General features: G+C 76.8%; 17 protein-coding genes. 9 read left to right on the top strand and 8 right to left on the bottom strand.

Annotated elements, in window-relative coordinates; translation table 11 throughout:
- Positions 1 to 74: 74 nt before the first annotated feature.
- Complete coding sequence (locus ACI8AD_RS00465) at positions 75 to 1,016, bottom strand: EamA family transporter (RefSeq protein WP_456868559.1); 942 nt, start codon at positions 1,014 to 1,016, stop codon at positions 75 to 77.
- A 120-nt stretch (positions 1,017 to 1,136) separates the two neighbouring features.
- Between ACI8AD_RS00465 and ACI8AD_RS00460 the strand changes: the two genes are divergently transcribed.
- The 3 genes from ACI8AD_RS00460 (at position 1,137) to ACI8AD_RS00450 (ending at position 3,258) form a co-directional block, all read left to right on the top strand.
- Positions 1,137 to 2,033 carry a LysR family transcriptional regulator gene (locus ACI8AD_RS00460; protein ID WP_456868558.1) on the top strand — a complete coding sequence of 299 codons (897 nt, stop codon included), beginning with the start codon at positions 1,137 to 1,139 and terminating at the stop codon, positions 2,031 to 2,033.
- Positions 2,034 to 2,288: 255 nt separating this feature from the next.
- Positions 2,289 to 2,906 (top strand): MBL fold metallo-hydrolase, encoded by a 618-nt coding sequence (locus ACI8AD_RS00455; protein WP_456868557.1) that lies wholly within the window; start codon positions 2,289 to 2,291, stop codon positions 2,904 to 2,906.
- 64 nt (positions 2,907 to 2,970) lie between these two features.
- Positions 2,971 to 3,258, top strand: coding sequence for a putative quinol monooxygenase (locus ACI8AD_RS00450; protein ID WP_456868556.1), 288 nt, complete (start codon positions 2,971 to 2,973; stop codon positions 3,256 to 3,258).
- Between the two features lie 194 nt (positions 3,259 to 3,452).
- On the opposite strand, the gene ACI8AD_RS00445 is transcribed toward ACI8AD_RS00450, so the two are convergent.
- From ACI8AD_RS00445 to ACI8AD_RS00420, 6 genes are all read right to left on the bottom strand, one after another.
- On the bottom strand, positions 3,453 to 5,672 hold the full coding sequence (locus tag ACI8AD_RS00445; protein WP_456868555.1) for a hypothetical protein: 2,220 nt from the start codon (positions 5,670 to 5,672) through the stop codon (positions 3,453 to 3,455).
- A 34-nt stretch (positions 5,673 to 5,706) separates the two neighbouring features.
- On the bottom strand, positions 5,707 to 7,836 hold the full coding sequence (locus tag ACI8AD_RS00440; RefSeq protein WP_456868554.1) for a hypothetical protein: 2,130 nt from the start codon (positions 7,834 to 7,836) through the stop codon (positions 5,707 to 5,709).
- A gap of 32 nt (positions 7,837 to 7,868) precedes the next feature.
- Complete coding sequence (locus ACI8AD_RS00435) at positions 7,869 to 8,183, bottom strand: hypothetical protein (protein WP_456868553.1); 315 nt, start codon at positions 8,181 to 8,183, stop codon at positions 7,869 to 7,871.
- A 269-nt stretch (positions 8,184 to 8,452) separates the two neighbouring features.
- Positions 8,453 to 11,485: a hypothetical protein gene (locus ACI8AD_RS00430; RefSeq protein WP_456868552.1), complete on the bottom strand. Its 3,033-nt coding sequence runs from the start codon at positions 11,483 to 11,485 to the stop codon at positions 8,453 to 8,455.
- A 12-nt stretch (positions 11,486 to 11,497) separates the two neighbouring features.
- Positions 11,498 to 13,489 (bottom strand): M28 family peptidase, encoded by a 1,992-nt coding sequence (locus tag ACI8AD_RS00425; RefSeq protein ID WP_456868551.1) that lies wholly within the window; start codon positions 13,487 to 13,489, stop codon positions 11,498 to 11,500.
- A gap of 228 nt (positions 13,490 to 13,717) precedes the next feature.
- The gene (locus tag ACI8AD_RS00420) at positions 13,718 to 14,476 is read right to left on the bottom strand and encodes an IclR family transcriptional regulator (protein WP_456868550.1); all 759 of its coding nucleotides are present in this window, start codon (positions 14,474 to 14,476) and stop codon (positions 13,718 to 13,720) included.
- A gap of 91 nt (positions 14,477 to 14,567) precedes the next feature.
- On the opposite strand from ACI8AD_RS00420, the gene hutH reads away from it, so the two are divergent.
- From hutH to ACI8AD_RS00390, 6 genes are read left to right on the top strand one after another with little or no spacing between them, the layout of a single operon-like run.
- Positions 14,568 to 16,127 carry a histidine ammonia-lyase gene (gene hutH / locus ACI8AD_RS00415; protein ID WP_456868549.1) on the top strand — a complete coding sequence of 520 codons (1,560 nt, stop codon included), beginning with the start codon at positions 14,568 to 14,570 and terminating at the stop codon, positions 16,125 to 16,127.
- Positions 16,128 to 16,158: 31 nt separating this feature from the next.
- Positions 16,159 to 17,835 (top strand): urocanate hydratase, encoded by a 1,677-nt coding sequence (gene hutU, locus ACI8AD_RS00410; RefSeq protein ID WP_456868548.1) that lies wholly within the window; start codon positions 16,159 to 16,161, stop codon positions 17,833 to 17,835.
- On the top strand, positions 17,832 to 19,070 hold the full coding sequence (locus ACI8AD_RS00405; RefSeq protein ID WP_456868547.1) for an allantoate amidohydrolase: 1,239 nt from the start codon (positions 17,832 to 17,834) through the stop codon (positions 19,068 to 19,070). Before hutU ends, ACI8AD_RS00405 begins: the two co-directional genes overlap by 4 nt.
- Positions 19,067 to 20,413, top strand: a complete 1,347-nt coding sequence (locus ACI8AD_RS00400) for a formimidoylglutamate deiminase (RefSeq protein ID WP_456868546.1) — start codon at positions 19,067 to 19,069, stop codon at positions 20,411 to 20,413. Before ACI8AD_RS00405 ends, ACI8AD_RS00400 begins: the two co-directional genes overlap by 4 nt.
- A complete protein-coding gene (gene hutI / locus ACI8AD_RS00395; RefSeq protein ID WP_456868545.1) occupies positions 20,410 to 21,567 on the top strand; it encodes an imidazolonepropionase in 1,158 nt (385 codons plus the stop codon). Before ACI8AD_RS00400 ends, hutI begins: the two co-directional genes overlap by 4 nt.
- Positions 21,568 to 21,607: 40 nt before the next feature.
- A complete protein-coding gene (locus ACI8AD_RS00390; protein WP_456868544.1) occupies positions 21,608 to 22,012 on the top strand; it encodes a hypothetical protein in 405 nt (134 codons plus the stop codon).
- Positions 22,013 to 22,031: 19 nt separating this feature from the next.
- Here ACI8AD_RS00390 and ACI8AD_RS00385 read toward each other — a convergent pair whose 3' ends face one another.
- Complete coding sequence (locus ACI8AD_RS00385; RefSeq protein WP_456868543.1) at positions 22,032 to 22,202, bottom strand: hypothetical protein; 171 nt, start codon at positions 22,200 to 22,202, stop codon at positions 22,032 to 22,034.
- Positions 22,203 to 22,261 lie beyond the last annotated feature (59 nt).

Below are 22,261 nucleotides of genomic sequence, written 5' to 3'. Positions count from 1 at the left end.
GTTCCCGCGGGAACGCCTGGGCACCCAGGTGTCCTCGGTCGGCCGCCCGACAGGGGCGTCTCACGGACGTCCGCTCACGACACCTGCGGCTCCCGCTCCTCCTCCACCGGGCGAGCCCGACCGACGTCGGTCGGCGGCGTCGGCGGCCCGCCGGCCGGCCGTTGCGCGGAGATCGTGGACCCGATGCTGGCGAGCACGACCAGTGCCACGGCCGCTGCCTCGCGTGCCCCGAGCGGCTGGCTCAGGAGCAGCCACCCGGCCAGCGCGGCGACGGCCGGCTCGAGACTGAGCAGGACGCCGAAGACGCCGGGCGTCAGCCGCCGCAGGGCGGACAGCTCCAGCGTGTAGGGCACCACCGAGGCGAGCAGGCCGGTGACGGCCGCCAGCAGGAGCAGGTCGGGCCGGTCGACCGCCGTCGCCGCACCGGCGGCTCCAATGGGGACGAGGGCGAGGGAGCCCACGGCGAGGGCGACCGCGAGACCGCCCTGTCCGGGTACGGCGGCGCCCACCCGGGCGCTGGTGAGGATGTACCCGGCCCAGAACGCCCCGGCCGACAGCGCGAAGGCGACACCGACCCGGTCGAGCCCGGGACCGGCACCGGCGGAAGCGGCCAGTCCGAGCAGGACGACGCCGGTCGCCGCGAGGAGCACCCACGCTCCGTCGCGCACCCGACGGGAGAGCACGGCGGCGAGCACCAGCGGGCCGAGGAACTCGATGGTGACGGCGGTGCCCAGGGGGATGCGGGCGATGGCGGCGTAGAAGGAGCCGTTCATCCCGGCCAGGCACAGCCCGAAGGCGATCACCGCCGTCCACTGCCGCCTGCTCCACCGGTGCAGGTGAGGACGCGTCGCGATCAGCAGCACTGCCGCGGCCACGAGCAGCCGCAGCAGGGTGACCCCCGCGCTGCCCATCGTGGGGAACAGCTGCGCGGCACTCGCGGCGCCGACCTGCAGGGAGATGCAGGAGCCCAGCACCATCAGGACGGCCGGGCCGCTGCCGGTGTCGCGGGGGCTCACGAGGACGAGAGGGGGGCGACGTCGGGCACACCCTCAGCGTCGACGACGGGTGTCCTGCGGTCCAGCGAACGATTCCGGACCGTACTGGTCAGCTCCGCTCACCGGTCGGAGGATGGCGGCATGCTCGACGTCCACCGGTTGCGCCTCCTCCGGGAACTGCAGCGGCGCGGCACCCTGGCCGAGGTCGCCCGGGCGCTGTCCTACAGCCCGTCGGCGATCTCCCAGCAGCTGTCCCAGCTGGAGACCGAGACCGGCGTGCGGCTGCTGGAGCGGGTCGGTCGCGGCGTCCGGCTGACCGAGCAGGCCCGCATCCTCGTCCGGCACACCGACGCCGTCCTGGAGCGGCTCGAGCTGGCCGAGGCGGAGCTGACCGCGTCGCTCACCGAGGTCCGGGGCACCCTGCGCGTCGCCTCCTTCCAGAGCGTGCTGCTCACCCTGATCCCCTCGGCGCTGACCCGTCTGGCCGAGCAGCACCCCGGGCTGCGGGTCGAGATGACCCAGCGCCAGCCCGAGCAGGCCTTCGCCGGACTGTTGACCCACGACTTCGACGTCGTCCTCGGCGAGGAGTACGCGGGAGAGCCCGGCGTGGCGGTGTCCGGGGTGGACGAGGAGGACCTGCTGCTCGACGAGATCCGGCTGGCCCTCCCCACGGGCGGCAGGTGGAGCGACGCGGGCACCGCGTTCGCGGACCTCGCCGGCGCGCCGTGGGTGCTCGACCCGGCCGGCTCGGCACCGGGCCGGTGGGCCCGCGCGCTGTGCCGCGGCGCCGGTTTCGAACCCGACGTCCGGTTCGACAGCCCGGACTACCTGCTGCACGTCCACCTGGTCGAGACCGGTCACGCCCTCGCCATGCTGCCGGACCTGCTCTGGACCGACCGGGAGGCCGACCTGCGGCTGGTCCACCTGCCCGGGCGACCCACCAGGCGCCTGTTCACCGGGGTGCGGCGCGGCGCCGCCGGACACCCGGCGATCCGGGCCTTCCGCGCGAGCCTCCGAGCGGCCGTCGACAGCGCCTGACCGTCCGCCCGGCCGCCGCCGTCGGGGACCCCGGCCGGTCGGCGGCCCTGCGGCACGGCGACCGTCCCGCTCCCCGAGTCGCTGTCGCACCGATGAGTCGGGACGGGGCGCACCGTCTACGCCTCAGCGCGACCACACCCGCAGCGATCCGCCGGTGGGCCACGGACCCACCGAGCACGTCGCCCGCCGGCCGCCAGACGGAGAAGGAGCCCCCATGGCGCTCGCCTCGACCACACCCGCTCCGGTCGGTGCGCGGTGAACGCACCCGCCGCCGTCACGGTCACGCCGGTGCAGGTCGCCGACCTGCTCGCCGAGGGCGAGCGGATGCCGGTCTACGTGCACGTCATCGACCATCCCGACGGGCGCGTGCTCGTCGACACCGGCATCAAGGAGTTGCACCCGCTGGCCGCCGACATGGACCCCCGCCTCCGTCCGTGGACCGAGCAGGACGTCGATCCCGCCGGCATCGACGCGGTCGTCAACACGCACCTGCACTTCGACCACTGCGGCGGCAACCACCTCTTCACCGGCACGCCGATCCACGTCCAGCGCCGCGAACTCGACGACGCGCGCAGCCAGGACGACTACACGATCCGCGAGTGGGTGGACGCGCCCGGGGTGCGGTACGTGCCGGTCGACGGCGAGCTCGAGCTCCTGCCCGGGCTCCGACTCCTCCCGGCACCGGGCCACACACCCGGCACGCAGGTGGTGGTCGTGGAGACGGACGGGGGTCCGGTCGTCATCGCCGGTGACGCCGCGGTGTGGGGCGGCGAGCTCGACGAGCCGCGGACCGAGGGCCAGCGGGTGATCCGCGGGCTCGACCCGGCGATGGTCTGGCTCGCGCACGCCCACGAGCCGTGGCGGCCCCGATGAGTCCGGCGGCCTCCGCCGGTCTTCCCAGGTGACACTGCACCCCAGGCCCGGAGGACGACCCAGCATGCTCGTCGTCGCAGGACACGTGGACGTCGACCCGGCGCACCGCGACTCGTACCTCTCCGGCTGTGTCGCCGTCGTCGAGCAGGCCCGCCGGTCGACCGGGTGTCTCGACTTCGCCCTCAGCCCGGACCTCATCGACCCGGGCCGCGTCAACGTCTACGAGCGGTGGGAGTCGCGGGACGCGGTCGAGGCGTTCCGGGGGAGCGGCCCCGGTGAGGACCAGAGTGCGGCGATGCTGTCGGCGTCCGTCGCCGAGTACGACGTCGCGGACGTGCGCCCGCTGACCTGACCGGCGCCGCCCGCGTGCATCCCACGGAGGGCCGCACCACGTCCGCGGAGGCGCGTCGACGCCCGTGAGGCTCCGGCCGGGCGTTCCCGCGGGAACGCCTCCGCACCGTGGCGCGCCGCACGCGCGCGTCGGTCGTGTCCGGCCCCGGCCCGCTCTCGCGTGAGGGCCCCGCTGACCAGCGTCCCGCGCGCCGGTCAGGGGTCGACGACGAGCCGCACGGCGAACCCGCCGGCGACCTGCCCGGACTCCTCGCGGTGGAGCACGTCGACGGTGCCCTCCGTGCCCGGGGCCAGGTCGCGCGGCACGGTGAGGAGGAGCGCGAGCGTGCTCGGCCCGAGCGGGAGCGGCAGGTCGATCACCGCGCGGGGCCCCTCGGGGAGCGGCAGCGCGGCGGTGAGGTCGAAGGAGCCGCCGGCCGGCTCGTCCTCGCTGCCCACGAGGACGGCCCGGTCCGTGTCCGGCCGCGCCGGCGGCTCCAGCGCGGCGGCCAGGGGGTCGTCGGCCGTCACGGGCACCGCGTCCGCCCGCGGCCGGGCGATCCGCAGCCCGACGCGCGCCAGCTCCCGCGGGCGCCGGACCTCCAGCCCGGTCGTCCTCCCCGCCGACGTGCCGCGCACGTCGAACGGGACCAGCACCACGGCGCCCCGGGGCGCCCGCACCACGGTGAGGTCCTTCTGCGCGAGGTCGCCGCGTTCCCCGACGCGGCTGCCGGCGGGCGGGGAGCCGCCGCGGGTCAGCGCGGCGGCCGCGAGGGCGACGTGCACCCCTGCCGGCGGCACCTGTGCCGCCGGCCACCGGGCACGGACCACGGTGGACCGGCCCGGGGGCAGCTCGAAGGCGACCGCCGCGGTGACCGCCGGGAGGAAGCCGCCGGGCCAGGTGCCGTGCAGGCCGCCGCGGCGCCGCCGGAGGCCGAACGTCACCACGAGGTGCCGGGCGGTGCCCCGGCCGCGGTTGCGGACCCGCGCGTGGAACCAGTTGTCCCGGCCGGCCCGGGGCTGCTGGTGGACCGTGCCGCCGTCGTCCTCGTGCCGGATCCAGAGGTCGGGGGAGTCCCAGAACCGTCCACCCCCGCGCCCACCCGGGTCCTCGCGCAGCCACAGCTCGGGGACGGGTGCCGGGTCGGGCAGGCCGTAGACCCAGCGGTGGAACGCGTCGACGAGGTCGACCGCGCCGGAGCGCGCTACGAGGTGGGCCTCCAGTGCCTCCGTGGTCGCGGGGCGCTCGAGGTTGGCCCGGTAGAACTCACCCATCCACCCGGTGAGCGCCGCGGGGGAGGCGAGCGCCGCCGCCCCGGCGAACAGCCGCGCCCCGGTGCTGTAGGCCGCGATCGGCGTCGCGCGGGTGTAGGGGTCGCGCGGGGACAGCGTGACCGGCGGCTCGGCGAAGTCGAAGGGCCGGACCTCCGAGCCGCCACGGTCGTGGTAGACGTTCCAGCCCTCGTCCCACCAGCCGTCGGCCTGGGCCGCGGGTGTGACCCCGCGGCCCCACCACGAGTGGAAGACCTCGTGCCGCAGGCTCTCCCGCGAGGCGGTGCACGCCCCGTCGTACTCCATGCCGCCCCGGATCAGGAACGCGGTGTACCTGCCGCCGTGGACGTACCTCCCGACCGCGGCCGCGTTCTCCGCCAGCCAGCCGGCGACGTCGGCCGCGGCGGCTGCCGGGTCCACCGTGGTGTCGGAGCGCAGCGCGAGCACCTCCACCGCGACGGGGTCGCCGCCGGGCGGCAACGCGACCGTCGTCGTCGCCGCGGTGAGCGTGTCCGCGGCCCGCACCTCCACCATCGGGGAGAGCGCGGAGGACCGCGGCGGGAAGGCCACCCGCCAGTGGTGGGGCCCGGCCGCGGTGACCGCGCCGTTGGTCACGACCCGGTGCTCCACCGCGGTGCCGGTGACCACCAGCTCCAGGTCGATCGAGTACCGGTCCCAGATCAGGTTGGCCGGCACCCAGGACTCCAGGTAGCGGCCGGGAGCGAGGTCGGTGAAGCCGAAGCTGAGCGTCAGGCGTGGCCCGGCCGACCAGGTCAGGGCCGGCGGGTGCGATCCGCCGGCCGGGGCCTGGGGCGGGCCCACGGTGTAGTCCAGGCGGAGGGTGTGGGCGGAGCCGGCCGGGAGCACCCGGTCCAGCACGAGGACCTCGGCGCCGGCACCGCCGCCGAGGTCGCGGCGGACCACCGCGTCCGAGGGCAGGGGAGCGCCGTCGAGCCGGACGCCGGTGACGGTCTGGCGGAGGTCGAGGACCGGGCAGCCCGCGGCCGGCCCCGTCGCGAACCGCAGGGTGGCCGTGCCCGTGGCCGTCCGGCTCGCGCCGTCGAAGCGGAGCAGCGCCGTGACGGCGGAGACGTCGACGGGCACGGCCGACCTGCCGCCGCCGAGCGGCACGGGCGGCGGGGCCAGGTCGAGGTCGGTCGTCACCGCAGCCCTCCTCCGGATCCCCGCCGCCCCGTCCTCAGCGCGGGAGCAGCCCCGTGTAGCCCGCCAGCAGCCGCGGCGCCGCGTCGGTCTGCGCCATCGCCGCGAGCTGCTGCAGGCGGTCCACGGCGTCGGTCAGGTGCTCCGCCCCGCCGCCCAGGGCGACCCACATCCCGACCTCGTGGGTGAGCACCAGCGCGGCGGCGTCGTTGTCGGTCTGCGTCGTCGGGAACTGGACGAACAGCTCGACGTCCCTCGTGACACCGACGGGGATGCCCCGGGCCGACCACGTGACGGCGACCGACAGCCGGTGCGGACCCGGCCGGGGGAAGGCGAAGCCCTCGGTGCTCCAGAAGACCCGGTGCGACGACGAGACGGAGTCCCCGGGCGGCAGCTCGGCGAGCTTCGCCGCGTCGCAGACGACGGCGAGCGGGCGGAACGGGCGGACCCGGCCGGACGGGTCGGTGACCGTCATCGTGGCGAACAGGCCCTCCAGGCTGACGTCGCTCGGGACGACGAGCGGGTCGCCGCTGCGGTTGGTGAGCGTCCAGGACACCTCGACCGGCTGGCCCAGCGCGACGCCCTCCGCCGGGACGCTCACCTGCAGCTCGAGCTCGGACGCGTCGAAGTCCTGGCGGTCGGTCGCCTGCGGGAGGCTGGTGCCCACCCAGGAGAAGAACGGCCAGCCACCCGGGCGCAGCACGGGGTCGGGCATGTGCACGAGGTGGTGCCGCACCGTGGTGTTGACCGCCAGCGCGATCTGGTCGGGGAAGACGCCGGGGGCGCCGGTCGTGGGGCCGCCCAGGACGTCGGCCACGCTCGGCGTGGTCGTCATGATCGAGTTGTCGGCCGTCGTCTCCTGCTCCTGGTGGATCTGGTTGAAGGTGTGCGTGATCTCGTGCGTGGCGCTGCGCAGGAACGCCCGGGCGACCTCGCGCTGCCTCCGGTCGGCGGCGGTCCCGAAGTTGGCCGACTCGCCCGACGGGTAGCCGTCGTCGGAGAAGCTGGCGCACCCCTCCCGCGGGACCCCGATCTGGTCGTACATGACGCCGCGGGAGCAGCCGAGCTTCGCCGGGACCACCACGAGGTGGATCCGCCAGTCGGTGTCGAGGTCCGTGGCCGGGTCCCGGACGGCGGTCATGAGGTTGTGCAGGTTGCCCGACGACCAGCAGTCCGTCGGGTTCACCCCGGCCGGCACCGGCACGTCGGTCGAACCCCGGACGACGGTCAGCTGCCAGCCGTGCTTGGCGTAGATCGTGTCGAAGTACTCGGTGCCGCCCGAGCCGTCGGGCACCGGCTGGGGGGCCACCGCGCCGGTGAGGGTGTCGATCTCCACCGTCGCCCGGCGGAAGAACGGCGACACCCACGACAGGGTGACGGTGCCCCGCTCCACGCCGCCCTCGAGCCAGCGGCCGGTGAACCGCGGGCCGCCGAAGGGAGGCGGCGCGGGCGCCTGGGTCAGCGTCACGGTCACCGTCCTGCTGGGCGCCGCCGGGAAGGAGCCCTTGAAGCTCCCCGCCGGCGGGGCGGTGTAGTCGTACTGCTCCAGGACGAGGGTCGCGGTGCACGGGCGGCCCGGCGGCACCGCGACGGACTCCGTCACCTTCACGACCTTGAGGTAGGAGTCGTAGCGGTTGCGCGGGAAGACCGGGATGCGGGGCCGGAAGGGCGGCGCGAGCGGCTCGGCCGCGCTCGGCCGGCTCGCCGCGGCGGCCACGGACACCGGTCCCGACGGGACGGTCCCCGGCGGCGGGGACGGCAGCGGGTCGGTCAGCGAGGGGGACACCGGAGGCACCAGCGCCGGGCGCCGGTAGAGGTCGCCGCTGACGATGATGCCGTCCGGCCCGGCGTCCGGCGCCGACCGGTCGACCCGGAGGGTGCCCTCGAAGCCGGCCGCGGAGGTGGCCGGACGCAGCGAGAGGGCGTAGCAGCCGGCCCGCAGGACCGTCCGGCAGAACCGCAGCGGCGGGCCGGCCGACGACGGGGATCCGGTCGCCGCGCCGGCGTCACCGGCCCCGGCCGGGCCGAGGTCGGGGAACAGGAGGTCGTCCTGGTCGACCGGGACCCCGGCGGCCAGCGGGACCTCGGGCGACACGACGGGCGGGACGCTCGCGACGACCGCGTCCGTCCCCGGCTCGAGCTCCGTCTCGCGGAAACCGTCGGCCATGGGGAGTGCCTCCTCACTCGGCCCCGTACGGACTACGGGGGTGCGATCCGTCGGTACGAGAAGCGGCAGCCGTCGGGGTCGACGACCTCGAGGACGTCGCCCCTGCGGTGGACCTGGTAGGCGACGAGCTCGTCGGTCGCGACGCTGAGCACCAGCCGGCGGTCGTCCTCGAGCCGGTAGATGCCGGCGTCCCACCAGATGCCCGCCTGCTCCGGCCCGCGCGCGCCGCGGTAGGTGCCCGTCGAGAAGGTGAGGACGTCGGGGTAGCGGTCCGCGCACGCCGGCGCGTCCACCTTCCGCCACGAGCCGGTGAGCGCCGTGTCGTCGGGTCCGGGGTGCGCGGTCATGGGTCTCCTCGGGGTCCGTCCGGGCGAGGTGCCCACTGTGCCCCGGATCCGGACCGGCACCGGTGGTGCGCGGTGCCTGCCGCGGGCGGTGGCTCCTCACCGGGGGTCGCCGGCCTCCTCTCCCCGACCCCGGGGCTCGCGTCCCGTCGTCCTCGCCCGCTGGTCCCGTCCGGCTCCCGCTCCCGGACGCGACCAGCTTCCGCGGCTCCCGTCACCGGAGCGTCACCGAGCGGGCCCCCCGCCCGTCGGGCCCTCCGCCCGGCGGGGCCTCACCGCCCGTCGAGGTCGACCTCGAGGGTCACCTCCCGCACCGTCATCCGCCGCGCCCGTGACCGGAGCTCCTCGTCCAGCCCCGTGACACCCAGGAGCCTGCCGGCGGCCGACGCCGCGGTGGCGGGCGCTGCCGTCTCGGCGGCCGCGGTCTCCACCGGGACGCCCACCGGGCCGGTGTCGGTTCCGTCGGGACCACCCACGTCGGAGCCGGCGAGAGCGTCCTCGACGTCCGGGTCGTCGAGAGCGGTCCCCGGCTCGCCGGACCGCTCGCTCGGTGCCCTGGTCAGCTGCGGGTCCAGGAGGTAGGTCATCCCGCCGACCACCACGCCGTCGGCGACGGCGACCACCCGGATGGCGCGGTCGTCGGCCGCCGCGACGTCCTCGGCGGAGAAGCGCCGCCCGGGCCGCAGGCCGACCGTCACCGACCGCTCGGCGCCCGGGGCCAGCCCGAAGGCGACCTCGTCGCGGCGGCGCCCGACCTGGATCTCCCAGCCGCGCTCGGACAGCAGCGCCGGGAGGGTGGCGGTGACGGTCGTGCGCACCGTCTCGCCGAGGCGGTTGTTCACGGTGAACGAGCGCCGGACGAAGCTCGACAGGAGCCCGCGGACGTCCCCGCCACCGGCGACCGGGCAGACGTTCCGCTGCGCCAGGTTGTTGTCGAACGGCACCAACCGCCACTCCGGGGTGGGCCCGGCAGCGCACGGGAGGAAGGTGGCCGGATCGGTGTTGCTGCGGTCCCCGGGCGCGCTGACCTCCATGAACATGCACTCGTGCCCGGCGACCCGGGGGCGCCAGGCGAAGGGCCCGACGACCGTGCTGCTCCCCGGCCCGACGGCCCCGGGGACCGTCACCTCCGGTGTGTCCATCGGCGTCCAGTCACCCGGCCAGGAGAGCCCGGCTGCCGGATCGGCGGAGTAGCCGCGGACGACGACGTCGGTGGCCGGCTGGGTGCCCCGGTTCCCGATCCGGACGAACGCGTGGTTGGTCTGCCCGACGACCGGTGTCTGGTGGTCCTGCGGCCCGGCGCCGGGATCGGGCGTGAGGCGGTTCCAGATGTCGGTGCACTCCCAGTGGACGGGCTGGTACGGGTACTCGCCGGCCCGGCCGTCGTCGATGTAGAGGTCGACGGCCGGCGGGGCGCCGGGCCGCGTCACCGGGACCGGCGCGCCCGGTGGCTGGAAGAGGCCCTGCCGCTCGAACGCCCACCGCACGACCTTCTGGACGGCGCCGCCGCGGTGCCCCTCGAAGTCCGCGGTGCCGACGTCGGCGTTCTGCAGCGCGGACACGAACACGGTCGGGGACGGGGTCGGCGTGACGGGGTTCGTGGCCAGCGACCCGATCGCCCGGTAGATCAAGTAGACGGTGAGCCGGGCGGCCTGCTGCCGGCGCGCCACCTCCGCCGCGTCGCCGCCGAGGGAGCGGTACAGCCGGAAGTGCGTGGTGGAGAGGATCTGCTCGGAGGCGTACCCGCCGACGTCGTTGGTCCCGCCCCACGCCCAGCCGGTCGCCACGTCACGACCGTGGTTGCGGTTGGGCAGGATCCACGGGAACGTCTCGAACCGCCGCACCGGGTCGGTGCGGAGGGAGGACTCGGGGTCGAGCAGCACCGCCGCCGCGCTGTCCCCGGCGCTGTGGGCGAACCCGAAGTTCGGCGAGTGGACGCTGTCCCAGAGCACGGTGTGACCGAACTCGTGCAGGACCACGCGCAGGTCCGCGGCGATGCTCACGGCCGGGAACGGCCCACCGGCCAGCCCGAACTCGAACCGGCCCATGCCCGTACCCGTGACGTTGCCCTGTGCCCGGGCGTTGACCTGGTCGCCGAAGCCGCTCGCGTCCACCGGCACCGGGAAGCTGGTGCCGTCGAAGTAGGTGGTGAGGTCGAACCCCATCCCGACCATGTGGCGGAACAGCCAGTCGCAGTGGTGGTAGGCGTTGACCGCGGCGAACTCGCGGGCCAGCGCGTCGAAGGAGAAGGCGGCCGGGGGGTTGGGGGCCGAGGGCGGGGCGGCCACCGGCGGGGTCACGTCGACGACGCGCACGAAGGCGCCCGCCAACGGCTGCGGATCGGCTCCGACCAGCCCGTCCAGCACGACGTTGGAGCGGAAGGGGTTGAGGACGGCCGAGGGGGAGGTGGGCAGGACCCCGGCCCCACCGGCCGTCAGCGGGTCGGTGCGGAAGACCAGGCCGGTCGCGCACGAGACGAAGGCCCGCAGGTACACCACGGCGCCCGTGGTCTCCTCGAGGAACGCCCGCCAGTTCAGCTCTCCCTGGCCGCCCACCTCGAGGGAGAACAGCACCTCGACGACGACGTAGTGCCTGCCCGGCTCCAGCGTGTCGGGCAGCGGGGGCAGGGAGAGCGTCGGCGGGGGCGCCTGCAGCGCCTCGCCGGTGTCGGCGCCGGCCTCCGGGTCGTAGCGCCGGTCGGGGTCGAACGCGTACACCAGCCGGCGCGGTGTGCCGTTGATCCGCGGCCGGGCGCCGGTCCCGAGCCCCAGCGCCCGCCGGAGCGCTGCAGGGGTGAGGTCGGGTGGGTCCTCCGGCGGATCGCCGTCCACGGTGATCCCGGTGTGCACCGAGCTCTGGGAGGCGGTGACCCGCAGCGGGGCGTCCTGCATGGTGACGCTCATGCCCGCCTCCCAGACGGGCAGGCCGTGGACGACCTGCTGGTAGGACACGACGGTGGTCCCGAGGACGGCCTTCTCGTCGGCCAGCTCCAGCCGGCCGTCGGGGGACTCGGCCGGGCCGGTCCCGTCGTCGGCGTGCAGGGCGTCCGCGCCGCCGGCCGCCCCGGGCAGCATGGCGTCGTCGAGCCCGTACACCGGGGCGACCTCCCGCAGGTACTCCTCCGCGAGTGCCTGGGGGGTGGCGGCCTGCACCGTCGGCGCCCCCGCCGCGGCGGCCGCGTCCTCGGCGAAGCCCGCGCGCCCCGCCGACACCGCGACGACGGGGTGCTGGAAGTGCTCGAGGTGCAGCACGTTGCCCGAGTCGTCCCGGTCGACCCGGACGTCGTCGGTGAGCTCGAAGGTCATCGCACGCCTCCTCTATCGGGTGCCGCAGATCCAGGCGGCTGCGGTCATGGCGCGGGTGATGGCGCCGGTGTAGGCCGTGTCCACCGTGCGGTCGCCGGCCGAGTGGTAGTGCGGGTTGGGATCGGCCGGCGGGGAGCCCGCGCCGGGCCCGGCGAAGAAGTCCTCGGAGGCGAGGCACGCGGGATAGCCGTTGAGCTGGAAGCTGTGGTGGTCGCTGCGCTGCTCCGCGGGGTCGGGCACGCCGTCCGGGCCGGGGTACACCTGCGGTGGGGGCAGGGTGGGGGAGACCTCGGGCGCCACCGCGGCGACCAGTTCGGTCAACTGCAGGGACCGGGCCTCCACGGTCCGTGACGGGCCGAACCCGGCGTGCAGCTCGAAGGTCTGGGGCGCCTGCGCGTCGAACCCGACCATGTCGACCTGGAACACGCCCACGATCGGCGCGCCGGCGACCGCCTGGTCGCGCGCGTAGGCGCGGCTGCCCACCAGGCCCTGTTCCTCGGCGTTGAACAGCACGAAGCGGAACTCCCGGTGCGGCACGCCGACCTGCTCGTCGAGCGCCAGCACGGCCCGTGCGGCGGCGAGGACCGCCGCGATCCCGCTGGCGTCGTCGTCGGCCCCGGGGGCCGCGTCGACCTCGGGCCGGAAGCCGGGGTCGCGGGACGCCGTCGAGTCCAGGTGCGCGGTGAGCAGCACCGTGCCGGACATCCCCCGGGCCGGCAGCGTGGCCTCGACGTTGCGGTAGCTGCGCCCGGCGTGGCTGAACCGGTGGGTGCGGACGGTCAGCCGGCCTCCGTCCAGGGCGGTCAGGTCGGTGACCAGACCGCTGACCGCGCGCTGGTTGTCCGGGTGCAGGACGTGCCGGCTCACCAGCGTCGTCCCGTCGGGGAGGGGGCCGGCGCCGCTGTAGCGCTCGACCTGCTCCCGGATCCGCTCGGGGGTGACGACCCCGACGACGACGTCCGCCTCCTGCGGGCTGAGCCGGGCCCCGGCGGGCTCCGGACCGGCCGGCTCGGCGGCGGACTCGGCAGCGGACTCGGCAGCGGACTCGGCAGCGGACTCGGCAGCCGGCCGGTCCCCGCTGTCGGCGAGCAGGAACGGCTGGGCGGTCAGCTTGAGGTTGTGCCCGTGGCGGGGCCGCCCGACGTGCAGGTGCTCCACCGAACGACCCGCGGGCAGCGCGACGACCAGGCCCTCGTCGGTGGAGGACAGCACCAGGCCGTCGTCGCGCTCCTGCCCGAAGAGCTCCGCCACCGACCCCGCGCCCCCGCCCGGGGAGCCGGGGTCGCGGCCGTCGTCGCGGAGCAGGTAGAGGTCGCTCGTCGCCGGTTCGTCCCCGCCGAGCCGGTCGACGCGGAAGCCGAGGTCGTCCAGGGCCAGCGCGGTGCCGGTGTCGGTGACCGCGTAGAGCTGCGGCCTGCTGCCGCCCGTCAGGTGCAGCGGCACGACGGGGTGGTGGCGGAGCAGGTCCTGCCAGCCGGTCGTGCCCGGCGGGACCGTGATCCGGGTGTAGCGCAGCGGTGAGCCGGCGAGCAGCACCCGGGGCGCGAGGACGACGTAGGGGCAGACGCGGAAGCCGGCCGCCGCGGCGTGCGAGCGCTCCGTCGCGTCCTCGCCCACGAAGAGCAGCCGCCGCAGCCTCCCGCCGACCGTCGACCGGGCCGCGGCGGCGGCCTGCTCGAAGACGCGGGTCGAGTCCTTCCGGCCGTAGAGGACCAGCGCCGGGTCGAGGAAGGCGGCGAGCCCCGCCCGCTCGAGTGCCGCGTCCACCTCCGCCTCGCTCACCCGGCCGCGGTCGGAGAGCACGCCCATCCGCACCCCGGCGCGCTGCAGCGTCGCCATGGCGTCCAGCACCCCCGGCAAGGGGGTCATGCTCTCGATCTCCTCCCCGCCGGGGGCGACCCGGACGGCGGCGAGCGTGTCGCCGATGTCGAAGAACACCACGGCGTCCGACGCGTCCGGGGCGCCGGCCGTCCCGTCCCGGGGGTCGTCCGAGGGGGTGTCCATCATCGGTCTCCTCACCTGCCAGGGGGCCGGTCCCGCCGACGGGCGGACGCCCGTCCGTGCCGGGACCTGATCCGCCCCGCCGCGTCACCGGCGGCGGGGTGGCGGGGAGCGTAGGAGGGGTGGCGTCACCGGTGCGTCACGCCGGTGTCCTCGCGGGAGCGACCGGTCGCCGTCGGTCCCCGGCGCCGTGGACGACCGCACGGGCTCCCGCGCCGGAGGGGCAGCCGGTCAGCCGCCGATGAGCCGGCTGATCGTCCCCGCGGTGCGGGCGACCTGGGCGGCCAGGGGCCGCCGCCCGTCCTCGTCGGGCACCTCGTGCTCGGGGAAGGTGAGCGCCACGGCGGCGATCGGGTGCCCGGAGTGGTCCAGCACCGCGGTGCCCACCGAGGCGAAGCCGGCGGTGACCTCGCCCTCCTCCAGCGCGTGGCCGCGGCGCCGCGTCTCGGCCAGCAGGCGGCGCAGCGCCGACAGGGAGTCGGGTCCGCGCTCGTTGCGCAGCACGAAGCTGTCCGCGGTGGGGAACAGCGCGCGGACGGCGGCCGGCGGGAGGGCGGCGAGCACCGCCCGGCCGCTGGCGGTCAGCGGCGCCGGCAGCCGGACGCCGACGTCGGTGACCAGCGGCGCGCGCCCGCGGGCCCGCTCCTCGATGACGTAGACGACGTCGCGGCCGTGCAGGACCGCCAGGTGCGAGGTGTGCCCGGTGCGGTCGGTCAGCTCCGACAGCGGCCGCCGGGCCAGCCGCTGCAGCGGCGCCTGCCGGGTGAACCCGCTGCCCAGCTCGTAGGCGCTGACCCCCAGGCCGTACCGGCGCTCGTCGGGCAGGTGGACGACGAAGCCGGTCGCGGTCAGCTCCCCGAGCAGGTGGTACGTCGTCGAGCGGGGCAGCCCGAGCTCGCGGGCCAGCGCCGCCGCCGGCACCGGCCCGGCCTGGTCGGCCAGGAACCGCAGGATCTCGAGCACCTGCCGTGCCGCGGGCACCTGCGTCACCGGCACCCCCTCGTCGCAACGTCTGTGATCCCAGACGGTATCTCCCGCGCGAGTCTGTCGGAGGACGGGCGCGGTGGCGTGCCATGACGGGGTGACCGCCAGCACGACCACCACCGTCCCGATCGGCGTCGGGACCGGCCCGCTCAGCGCCGCCGACGTCGTCGCCGTCGCCCGGGACGGTGCCGCCGTCGCCCTCCACCCCGACGCCGAGCGGGCGGTCGCCGCGAGCCGCCGGGTGGTCGAGGCTCTGGCCGACGACGTCGTCGCGCACTACGGGGTCTCGACCGGCTTCGGTGCGCTGGCCACCCGGCACATCCCGGCCGAGCGGCGGGCGCAGCTGCAGCGCAGCCTGGTGCGCTCGCACGCCGCCGGGTCCGGCCCGGAGGTGGAGCGCGAGGTGGTGCGCGCGCTGATGGTGCTGCGGCTGGCCACGCTCGCCACCGGCCGCACCGGCGTCCGGCCGCAGACCGTGCGCACGTACGCCGCGATGCTCAACGCCGGCCTCACCCCGGTGGTCCGCGAGTACGGCTCGCTGGGCTGCTCGGGCGACCTCGCGCCGCTGGCGCACTGCGCGCTCGCCGCCACGGGGGAGGGCGACGTCCGCGACGCCGACGGGCGGCGTCGCCCGGCCGCGGAGGCGCTGGCCGCCGCCGGCATCGCGCCGCTCGTCCTCGCGGAGAAGGAGGGCCTGGCGCTGATCAACGGCACCGACGGCATGCTCGGCATGCTGGTGCTGGCGCTGTCGGACCTGCGCCGGCTGCTGCGCGTCGCCGACGTCACCGCGGCGATGAGCGTGGAGGCGCTGCTGGGCACCGATGCGGTCTTCGCCGCCGACCTGCAGGCGCTGCGCCCGCACCCGGGCCAGGCCGACAGCGCGGCGAACCTGCGGGCACTGCTCGCCGGCTCCCCGATCGTGGCCAGCCACCGCGGCCCCGGGTGCACCCGGGTGCAGGACGCCTACTCGCTGCGCTGCTCGCCGCAGGTGCACGGCGCCGCCCGCGACACCGTGGCCCACGCCGCGGCGGTCGCCGACCGCGAGCTGGCCAGCGCCGTCGACAACCCGGTGGTCACCGCGGACGGGCGGGTGGAGAGCAACGGCAACTTCCACGGCGCCCCGGTCGGCTACGTGCTGGACTTCCTCGCCATCGCCGTGGCCGACCTGGCCTCGATCGCCGAGCGGCGCACCGACCGCCTCCTCGACGTCGCCCGCAACGGCGGCCTGCCGGCGTTCCTGGCCGACGACCCGGGCGTCGACTCCGGGCACATGATCGCCCAGTACACCCAGGCGGCGATCGTCTCCGAGCTCAAGCGGCTGGCCGTCCCGGCGTCGGTCGACTCCATCCCCTCCAGCGCCATGCAGGAGGACCACGTCTCGATGGGCTGGTCGGCGGCCCGCAAGCTCCGCCGCGCCCTCGACGGGCTGACCCGGGTGCTGGCGGTCGAGCTGCTCACCGCCGCCCGCGCGCTCGACCTGCGCGCGCCGCTGACCCCGGCGCCGGCGACCGCCGCGGTGCTCGCCGCCGTCCGGGAGCACGTCGCCGGACCGGGCACCGACCGGTTCCTCGCCCCCGAGATCGACGCCGTCGTCGCGCTCGTCGCCGGCGGCGGCGCCGTCGCGGCCGCCGAGTCGGTCACCGGCCCCCTCGCCTGACCCCGCCCCCCGACCCGAGAGGACGACCACCGTGGAAGGCGCCCGCCCCGTCCGTGCCGCACGCGGCACCACCCGCACCGCCCGCTCCTGGCAGACCGAGGCGCCGCTGCGGATGCTCATGAACAACCTCGACCCCGAGGTGGCCGAGCGGCCCGACGACCTCGTCGTCTACGGCGGCACCGGGCGTGCGGCCCGCAGCTGGGCGAGCTTCGACGCGATGGTCGCCACGCTGCGCGAGCTCGGCGACGACGAGACGATGCTCGTGCAGTCGGGCAAGCCCGTCGGGGTGCTGCGCACCCACGAGTGGGCGCCGCGGGTGCTCCTCGCCAACTCCAACCTGGTCGGCGACTGGGCCACCTGGCCGGAGTTCCGCCGGCTGGAGCAGCTCGGGCTGACCATGTACGGGCAGATGACCGCCGGGTCGTGGATCTACATCGGCACCCAGGGCATCCTGCAGGGCACCTACGAGACCTTCGCCGCGGTGGCCGCCAAGCGCTTCGGCGGCACCCTCGCCGGCACCCTGACGGTGACCGGCGGCTGCGGCGGGATGGGCGGCGCCCAGCCGCTGGCGGTGACGCTCAACGGCGGCGTCTGCCTCGTCGTCGACGTCGACCCCGCGCGGCTGCACCGCCGGGTCGCCCAGCGCTACCTCGACGAGGTCGCCGGGGACCTCGACGCGGCCGTCGCCCGCTGCGAGCAGGCCCGGCGGGACCGGGTGCCGCTGTCGGTGGGCCTGGTGGGCAACTGCGCCGCCGTGCTCCCCGAGCTGCTCCGGCGAGGCGTGCCGGCCGACGTCGTCACCGACCAGACCTCCGCCCACGACCCGCTCTCCTACCTGCCCGAGGGGATCGACCTCGCCGACTGGGCCGACCTCGCCCGCACCAAGCCCGAGGAGTCCACCGACCGGGCGCGGGCCTCGATGGCCCGGCACGTCGAGGCGATGGTCGGCTTCCTGGACGCCGGCGCCGAGGTCTTCGACTACGGCAACTCCATCCGCGACGAGGCCCGCCAGGGCGGCTTCGGCCGCGCCTTCGCCTTCCCCGGTTTCGTGCCGGCCTACATCCGGCCGCTGTTCACGCAGGGCAAGGGGCCGTTCCGGTGGGCGGCCCTGTCCGGCGACCCCGCCGACATCCGCGCCACCGACGAGGCCGTCCTCGACCTGTTCCCCGACGCCGACCACCTGCACCGGTGGATCCGCGCCGCGCAGGAGAAGGTCGCCTTCCAGGGGCTGCCGGCCCGCATCTGCTGGCTCGGCTACGGCGAGCGGGAGAAGGCCGGGGTGCGCTTCAACGACATGGTCGCCTCCGGCGAGCTGTCGGCCCCCGTGGTCATCGGCCGCGACCACCTCGACTGCGGGTCGGTCGCCTCCCCCTACCGCGAGACGGAGGGGATGGCCGACGGCTCCGACGCGATCGCCGACTGGCCGCTGCTCAACGCCCTGGTCAACACCGCCTCCGGCGCGTCCTGGGTGTCGATCCACCACGGCGGCGGCGTGGGCATCGGCCGCTCCGTCCACGCCGGCCAGGTCACCGTCGCCGACGGCACCGCGCTCGCCGGGCAGAAGATCGAGCGGGTGCTCACCAACGACCCCGGCACGGGGGTCCTGCGGCACATCGACTCCGGCGACGCCCCCGAGTACGGCAACGACACCGGTCCGCTCGCCGAGCACCCCGAGGGGGGCGTGCGGGTCCCGACGGCGGGCCGGTGACCGCGCCGGACGCGCAGCGGGCCGCCTCCGCCGGCTTCGACCGGATGTGGGCGGAGCTGGCGCCGGTCGGCCGGTCCGGCGCGACCGGCGGCTACTCCCGCTTCGCCTGGACCCGCGAGGACGCCGCGCTGCGGGAGTGGTTCGCCGGGGCCTGCGCCGAGCGCGGCCTGGACCTCGACGTCGACCGGGCGGGCAACCAGTGGGCCTGGTGGGGCGACCCCGACGCCGCGGTGGCCGCCGGCCGCCCCGGGGTGGTGGTCGGGTCGCACCTGGACTCCGTGCCCGACGGCGGGGCGTTCGACGGCCCGCTCGGCGTCGTCGGGGCGCTGGCCGCGGTCGACGGGCTGCGGGCAGCCGGTGTCGCCCCGTCCCGGCCGGTCGGGGTGGTCGCCTTCGGCGACGAGGAGGGCGCCCGCTTCGGGGTGGCCTGCGCCGGCTCCCGGGTCCTCACCGGCGCGCTGCCGGCGCAGCGGGCGCTGGGCCTCGTCGACGGCGACGGCACGAGCCTGGCCGAGGCGCTGACCGCGGCCGGGCGGGACCCCGGTGGGCTCGGCCGCGACGACCGCGCCCTGGCCCGCGTCGGCGCGTTCGTCGAGCTGCACGTCGAGCAGGGGTACGGGCTCGCCGGGCTGGGCCGGCCGGTGGCCGTCGGCACCGGCATCTGGCCGCACGGCCGGTGGCGGTTCGACCTGGCCGGGCAGGCGAACCACGCCGGCACCACCCGGCTCGCCGACCGCGACGACGCGGTGCTGGCCCTCGCCGAGCTCGTGCAGCGGGCCCGCGCGCTCGCGGTGCGGCACGGCGTCCTCGCCACCTGCGGCAAGGTCGTCGTCCGGCCCAACGGGGTCAACGCGATCCCCTCGTCGGTGACCGGCTGGCTCGACGCCCGCGGCGAGGACCCGGCGGCCGTGCGGGCGCTGGTCGGGGAGTTCGCCGCGTCGGCCGCCGACCTCGGCGGGACCCTCACCGAGGAGTCCTGGACCGACCCGACGTCCTTCGACGCGCCCCTGGCCGACCGGATCGCCACGGTGCTCGGCGGGGGTGACGTGCCCCGCCTGGCCACCGGTGCCGGGCACGACGCCGGGGTCCTGGCCGCCGCGGGCGTCCCGGCCGCCATGCTCTTCGTCCGCAACCCGACCGGGATCTCGCACTCGCCCGGGGAGTTCGCCGAGCCCGACGACTGCCACCGCGGGGTGCACGCCCTGGCCGCCGTGGTCGCCTCCCTCGCGCGGTGACCGTGCTGTTCGCGCCGCACGCGCACCTGCCCGGCGGCGTGCGGGCCGACGTGCTGCTGGAGGTCGACGGCGGCCGGTTCACCGCGGTGCGGCCCGGGGTGCCCCCGGCCGAGGTGCCGGCCGGCGCGCGCCGGCTGCCGGGGGTGGTCGCGCCCGGGTTCGCCGACGCCCACAGCCACGCGTTCCACCGGGCGCTGCGCGGCCGCACCCCCGCCGGCGGCGGCACGTTCTGGACCTGGCGGGAGGCGGCCTACGACGTCGCCGGGCGGATCGACCCCGACAGGTACCTCGAGCTGGCGCGCGCCGCCTACGCCGAGATGGCCCTGGCGGGGGTGAGCACGGTGGGGGAGTTCCACTACCTGCACCACGCGCCCGGCGGGAGGCGCTACGCCGATCCCAACGCGATGGCCGAGGCGCTCCGGCAGGCCGCGGCCGACGCCGGCGTCCGGCTCACCCTGCTCGACACCGCCTACCTCGCCGGCGGGCTGTCCGGGGCGGGGCACGACGCCCTGGCCGGGGCGCAGCTGCGGTTCGGCGACGGCGACGTGCACCGCTGGGCCGAGCGGGTCGCGGCGCTGCGCGGGTCGGCCGGCTTCCGGGTCGGGGCGGCCGTGCACTCCGTCCGCGCCGTGCCGGCCGCCGACCTGCCGGTGGTCGTGGCGGCCGCCCGCGGCGGGCTGGGCGGGGCCGACCGCTCGCCGCTGCACGTGCACGTGTCCGAGCAGCCCGCCGAGAACGAGGCGTGCCGGGCGTTCTACGGCCGCACCCCGACCCGGCTGCTGGCCGACGCGGGGGTCTGGGACGCCGCCGCGACGGCGGTGCACGCGACCCACCTGACCGGCACCGACGTCGCCCTGCTCGGCGGCGCGGGCGCGACGGCGTGCCTCTGCCCCACGACCGAGCGGGACCTCGCCGACGGCATCGGCCCGGCCCGCGCGCTGCTCGACGCCGGGGCGGCGCTGAGCCTGGGCAGCGACCAGCACGCCGTCGCCGACCTGCTGGAGGAGGCCCGGGCGATGGAGGCGCACGAGCGGCTGGTGTCCCTGCGCCGCGGCCGGTTCACCCCCGCCCAGCTGCTGGCCGCGCTCACCGCGCACGCGAGCCTCGGGTGGGACGACGCCGGCCGGATCGAGCCCGGCGCGCGGGCGGACCTGGTGGCGCTGCGCACCGACACCGTGGGCACCGCGGGCGCCCTGCCGAACCAGGTCCTGCTCACCGCCTCGCGGGCCGACGTCGACACCGTCTGGGTCGACGGCGTCCCCGTCGTGGAGGGCGGCCGGCACCGGCTGGGCGACGTCGGCGCCCTGCTCGGCGCCGCGGTGGCGCGGGTGTGGGCGCCGTGAGCAGCACCGTCGTCACGGGCGTCGCCGAGCTGGTCACCAACGACCCCGCGGTGGGGGACGGGTCGCCGCTGGGCGTCCTGCGCGCGGCGGCCGTGGTGGTCGAGGACGGCCGCGTGCGGTGGACGGGGCCGGCCGTGGCCGCGCCGGCGGCCGACCGCCGGGTCGACGTCGAGGGGCGGGCGGTGGTGCCGGGCTTCGTCGACTCCCACAGCCACCTGGTCTTCGCCGGCGACCGGGCCGCGGAGTTCGCCGCCCGCATGGCGGGGGAGCCCTACGACGGCGGCGGCATCGCCACCACCGTGGCGGCCACCCGTGCCGCCTCCGCGGCCGAGCTCCGCGGGCTGGTCGCCGCGCGGGTCGCGGAGACGCGCGCGCAGGGGACCACCACCGTGGAGGTCAAGAGCGGCTACGGGCTCAGCGTCGAGCACGAGGTCGCGTCGCTGACCGCGGCCGCGGCGGCCACCTCCGAGACGACGTTCCTCGGTGCCCACGTGGTGCCGCCGGGCGCCGGGCGTGAGGAGTACCTCGCGCTGGTCACGGGGGAGATGCTGCGGGCGTGCGCGCCGCTGGCGCGGTGGATCGACGTGTTCTGCGAGCCGGGCAGTGCCCACGCGTTCGACGGCGACGAGGCCCGCGCGGTGCTCACGGCCGGGCGGGCGGCCGGCCTGGGGCTGCGGGTGCACGGCAACCAGCTCGGTCCCGGCCCCGGGGTGCAGCTGGCGGTCGAGCTGGGAGCGGCCAGCGTCGACCACTGCACGCACCTGTCCGACGCCGACGTCGCGGCCCTGGCCGACGGCGACACCGTCGCGACACTGCTGCCCGGCGTCGAGTTCGCCACCCGCTCGCCCTACCCCGACGGGCGCGCGCTGCTGGACGCCGGGGTGACCGTCGCGCTGGCCACCGACTGCAACCCGGGCACCTGCTACAGCTCCTCGATGCCGTTCATGATCGCCCTGGCGGTGCGGGAGATGCACCTGACGCCGGCCGAGGCGCTGTGGGCGGCCACCGCCGGCGGCGCGCGGGCGCTGCGCCGGACCGACGTCGGGACGCTCGCGGTCGGCGCCCGGGCCGACCTCGCCGTCCTCGCCGCGCCGAGCTCCGTGCACCTGGCCTACCGCCCGGGCGTGCCGATCGCCTCGACGCTGGAGCTCTGACGGGCCCGGGGCGCACGGCGCCGGCCTACGGTGCGGCGGCATGACGCACCGGACGGCGCTCGCAGCGGTCGCCGCGACCCAGCTGGCGGCCCAGGGAGTCGGTCACGTCCTCGCCCTGCGGCGCCGCCGGACCTTCGACGTCCCGTTCATGGCGGGGGAGCCGGAGCACCTCGTGCGGGACTGGCTGTGGTTCGGCACCGCCTACAGCGCGCCCCCGTACCTGCTCGGGCCGCAGCTGTGGGCGGTCGGCCGGCTGCTCCGCGGGCCGGACGACCGCGCCCGGTGGGTGCTCCGGTGGCTGGGGACGGGCCTGTCGCTGGGCTACCCGAGCGAGCGGTGGAACCGGGTGCGGGTCCGGCCGGGCGGGTTCGACCCCCTCGAGACGCCGGCCGTCGCGGTCGGGTGGGGGTGCGCGGTGGCGATGGCCGTCCTCGCCCGCCGCTGACCCGCCACCGGTGCGCTGCTCAGGCGGGCTCGGGCACGCCGCCGGGGTCGCCGCCGGGGTCGTCCGGGCTGGCCTCGATCGGCGGGGGCGGCAGCGGCTCGGGGGCGTCGGGCAGCAGCTCGCCCGGGTCGTCGGGGACCGGCTCGTCGGGGTCGATCTCCGGACCGGGCTCGGGGAGCGGGGCGACCATGCCGGTAGTCAAGCAGCGCACGGTCCCCGTGGCGACGGCTGCCGGATCGGGAGGTCCCG

It is taken from the genome of Geodermatophilus sp. SYSU D00766, from assembly GCF_054049915.1.
The sequence above is the reverse complement of the archived record's forward strand: the minus strand, read 5'-3'. Positions and strand labels throughout refer to the sequence as shown.